This is a genomic window from Roseateles sp. P5_B10 (assembly GCF_056400485.1).
Genome location: NZ_JBFULE010000542.1, coordinates 1 through 3,656, shown reverse-complemented (window position 1 = coordinate 3,656; position 3,656 = coordinate 1). Strand labels below are relative to the sequence as shown.

At 68.2% G+C, this 3,656-nt stretch carries 2 protein-coding genes and 1 pseudogene; 1 reads left to right on the top strand and 2 read right to left on the bottom strand.

What is annotated here, in order from left to right:
- The coding region (locus tag AC1DU6_RS23510; protein WP_477859994.1) for an ATP-dependent metallopeptidase FtsH/Yme1/Tma family protein at positions 1-848 on the top strand (848 nt) is incomplete at its 5' end.
- Here the strand turns inward: AC1DU6_RS23510 and ligD are convergent.
- On the bottom strand, positions 835-3,351 hold the full coding sequence (gene ligD / locus AC1DU6_RS23505; protein WP_477859992.1) for a DNA ligase D: 2,517 nt from the start codon (positions 3,349-3,351) through the stop codon (positions 835-837). The genes AC1DU6_RS23510 and ligD overlap by 14 nt on opposite strands.
- Positions 3,352-3,361: 10 nt before the next feature.
- Positions 3,362-3,656 (bottom strand): annotated as a pseudogene (locus AC1DU6_RS23500) (non-homologous end joining protein Ku); the annotation flags it as partial.

Below are 3,656 nucleotides of genomic sequence, written 5' to 3'. Positions count from 1 at the left end.
TGCGCCGGCCTGGCCGCTTCGACCTCATCGTGCGCACGGCCATGCCCACGGTGCCCGAGCGCCAGCAGCTGTTCGACCTTTACCTGGGCCAGATCAAGGCATCGACGGGCATGGACCTGCCATCGATCGCCCGCACCGCGGCCGGCATGTCGCCGGCGGACATCGCCAACTGCGTGAACCGCGCCRCCGCCTACGCCGCTGAAGCGGGTGAAGCCCATGTCAGCGAGGAGCGCGTCTACCAGTCGCTGGAGACGCACCAGCTCGGCGGCGAGGTGAGCAACAGCAAGGACATCATCACGCCCGAGACGCTGCGCCGCATCGCCTTCCATGAATCCGGCCATGCGCTGGTGGCCCATGTGCTGGAGGCCGGCAGTGTCGAGCGCGTCAGCATCGAGCCGCGCGGCCCGGCCCTGGGCGTGACCTATGTGACCCGCACCCACGAGGAGCCGCTGTACGGCGAACGCGAGCTGCGCTCCCGCCTGGCGATGATGCTGGCGGGCCGCGAGGCCGAGCTGATCGCCTTCGGCAACACCTCCTCCGGCGCGGCCGACGACCTCAAGCGCGCGTCCGAGCTCGCCACCAACATGATCGGCTCCATGGGCTTTGGCAAGACCTTCGGCTTGCTCAGCATGGCCGGCGTGCCGAAGGAACTCATCGGCCCCGACGTACAGAAGTCGCTGCTGGACGAGGCCCGCGCCCTGCTCGAGAGTGCCCAGGCCGAATGCCGCAGCGTGCTGGAGGACAAGCGTGACCGCCTGGACGCATTGACCGAGTTGCTGCTCGGGCAGGAGACCGTCAGCGGCGCACCGCTGAAGCGCGTGCTGGCGGGCGAGCCTACGGCAGCTTGAGCCGCTTTCTCGCCGTGGCCAGCGTCTGCCGCGACTTGGCGTAGTCGCGCCACGGGTCCTCCTTCTCGAAGGACAGGTACTCGCGCGCCGTCGTGATGGTCCACTGCGCGCCGCTCTTCAGTGAGCCGAGCTGCTCCCAGCTGACGGGCATGGAGACGCCCAATCCCGGCCGGGCCCGCGCAGAGAACGCCGTCGCCGTCGTCTGGCTGTGCCCGTTCCTCAGGTAGTCGATGAAGATCTTGCCAACGCGATTCTTGCCGCCGCTCTTGGCGACGAAGCGCTGCGGGAGGGTCTCGGCCATGTGGGCCACGACGGCCTGCGAGAAATCCTTGACGGTGTCGTAGTCCAGCTTGGGCGCCAGCGGCRCCACCACATGCAGGCCCTTGCCRCCGSTGGTCTTGAGCCACGCCTTCAGGCCCAGCTCCTCGAGCATGGTGTGCGTGAGGGCGGCCGCCTCCTGCAGATGCGCCCAGCTGACGCCCTCGCCCGGGTCCAGGTCGAACACGATCCGGTCCGGTAGGTCGATGCGCCCGACCTTGGAGTTCCAGGTGTGGAACTCGACGACATTGAGCTGGGCGGCGTTGATGAGCCCTTCGACGCTGTCGACGGACATCAGCGCCTCGTGTTCCGGCCACAGCGCCGGATCGAGGGTCGTGATGCCCGGGATCTCCTTGTCCGAATGCTTCTGGAAGAACAGCTGCCCGCTGATGCCCTGCGGTGCACGCACCAGGGAGACGGGGCGGTTCTTCAGGTGCGGCAGGATGCGGTCCGCGACGCTCTCGTAGTAGTGCACCAGGTCGATCTTGCGCAGCCCGGTCGAGGTGTCGATGACCCGGTCGGGGTGGCTGATCTTGACGCTCGTCCTGGGCGAAGGCCGTACCGCCGCGGCCTGCTCGCGCTGGATCGCCTTGGGCGCCTTGTCGGCGCGCACACCAACGAATCTCGCATGCCGGATATGGCCATCGGGCGTCCACTCGCCGAAGGCCACTTCCACCACCATCTCCGGCCGCACCCAGCGCTCGCTACCCCGGGCGCGGCGCGACCAGCGGCCCGGCTCGACGGCCGCCGGGGCTATGGCCGGCGTCTTCGTCTGCAGCTTGCTCAACTGCCGGTGCAGCTCGCGCCCCTGCGCCGAGGCCCAGCCGGTGCCGACCGAGCCGGCCGAGCGCAACTTGCCGTCCTGGTGATAGCCCAGCATCAGGGCTCCGACTTCCTGGGGCGAGTTCGTGCGGTCGGTGAAGCCGATGACGACGAATTCCTGGCGGCGCTGGCATTTCAGCTTGAGCCAGCTGTCACTGCGCCGGGAGACATAGGGCGAGTCGGCCTTCTTCAGCATCACGCCTTCCAGGCCCAGCTGGCAGGCCGCGGCGAGCACTTGCGACGGCGCCGCCGGCAGCTCATCGCTGAAGCGCACGCGGGCCGAGGTGCGGCCTTCGAGCAGCTCTTTGAGCACCGCGCGCCGGCTGCGCAGCGGCACTTCGCGCAGGTCGGTGTCGCCGAGGAAGGGCAGGTCGAACAGGAACATGGCGATGTCCTGCGTGCGCGCGTTGTCGATGGCGTTCTGCAGCCGGTTGAAGTCCGGCACGCCATGCTCGTTCAACACGACGATCTCACCGTCCAGCCAGGCCTGATCGATGCCGAGCTTCTCGAGTTCATCGACAAGCGGCGCCAGCTTCGCGGTCCAGTCATTGCCATTGCGCGTGATCAGCGCGACCTTGCCCTTGCTGATGCGCACGCCCATGCGATAGCCGTCGAACTTGTTCTCTATCACCCAGTCGCCGTCTGCGGGCGCAGCGGCAATCAGCGTTGCCAGCTGCAGCTCGAGCGTCTTCGGGAACGGCGCCTTCCTTGCGCGGGACAGATCGGGGCCGGCCGTCTGCGGCTGTGCGCGCACCCGCGGTTCACGCTCCTCCACGGGGCCCAGGGGTTTTTCCACGACGCTGTCCGGCAAGGCGCTGATGACGTCGTATTCGGCCGTCGGCCGCGCCCAGGCATCGCCGCGCTTCTTGAACAGGATCCACTGGTCCTGCTTCTTCTCGCCCGGCTTGGAGATGCGCACCAGCTCCCACAGCCCGGCCAGCTTCTCGCCATGCAATTCGAAGATCAGCTTGCCCTTGGCCAGGCCCTCGCGCGGGTCGCCGACCGGCGTCCAGCTGCCGCGGTCCCAGATGATGACGGTGCCGGCGCCGTAATGCCCCTTGGGAATCTCGCCCTCGAAGCTGTTGTAGCTGACCGGGTGGTCCTCGACATGGATGGCCATTTGCTTCTTCGCGGGGTCGAAACTCGGCCCCTTGGGCACGGCCCAGCTGACCATGACGCCGTCCAGTTCGAGCCTGAAGTCGTAGTGCAGGTGCGAGGCCCAGTGCTTCTGGATGACGAAGCCCAAGGCCTTGGACTTGCGGCGCCCCAGCCTCCCCTTGGGCTCGGCGGTGCCGCTGAAATCGCGCTTGGCGTTGTAGCGCGCCAATGGCGCCTCGGCGGTGGCGGGGCGGGGCTTGCTCATGGGTCAGGCGCTACTTGCGCGCCCGCAGCCGTTTGGGGGCTGCGGCCTCGGGTTCGGCGGCATCGCGCGTGGCCGCCTTGCGCGCCGGCATTGGCGTGACCTTGGCAGACGTCTTGCCGCCGGCCTTCACGGCGGGCTTCCCAGCAGGCTTGCTGCCGAGGCTGGCGCGCAGTGCGTCCATCAGGTCGATGACCTGGCCGCCGCCTGTCGGCCCATGCTCCTCGCGCGTGGAAGCGACGATCTTGCGGCCTTTGACCTTCTCTTCGATGGCAGCCAGCACCCGGTCCTTCTCCTCGTCGTGGAAC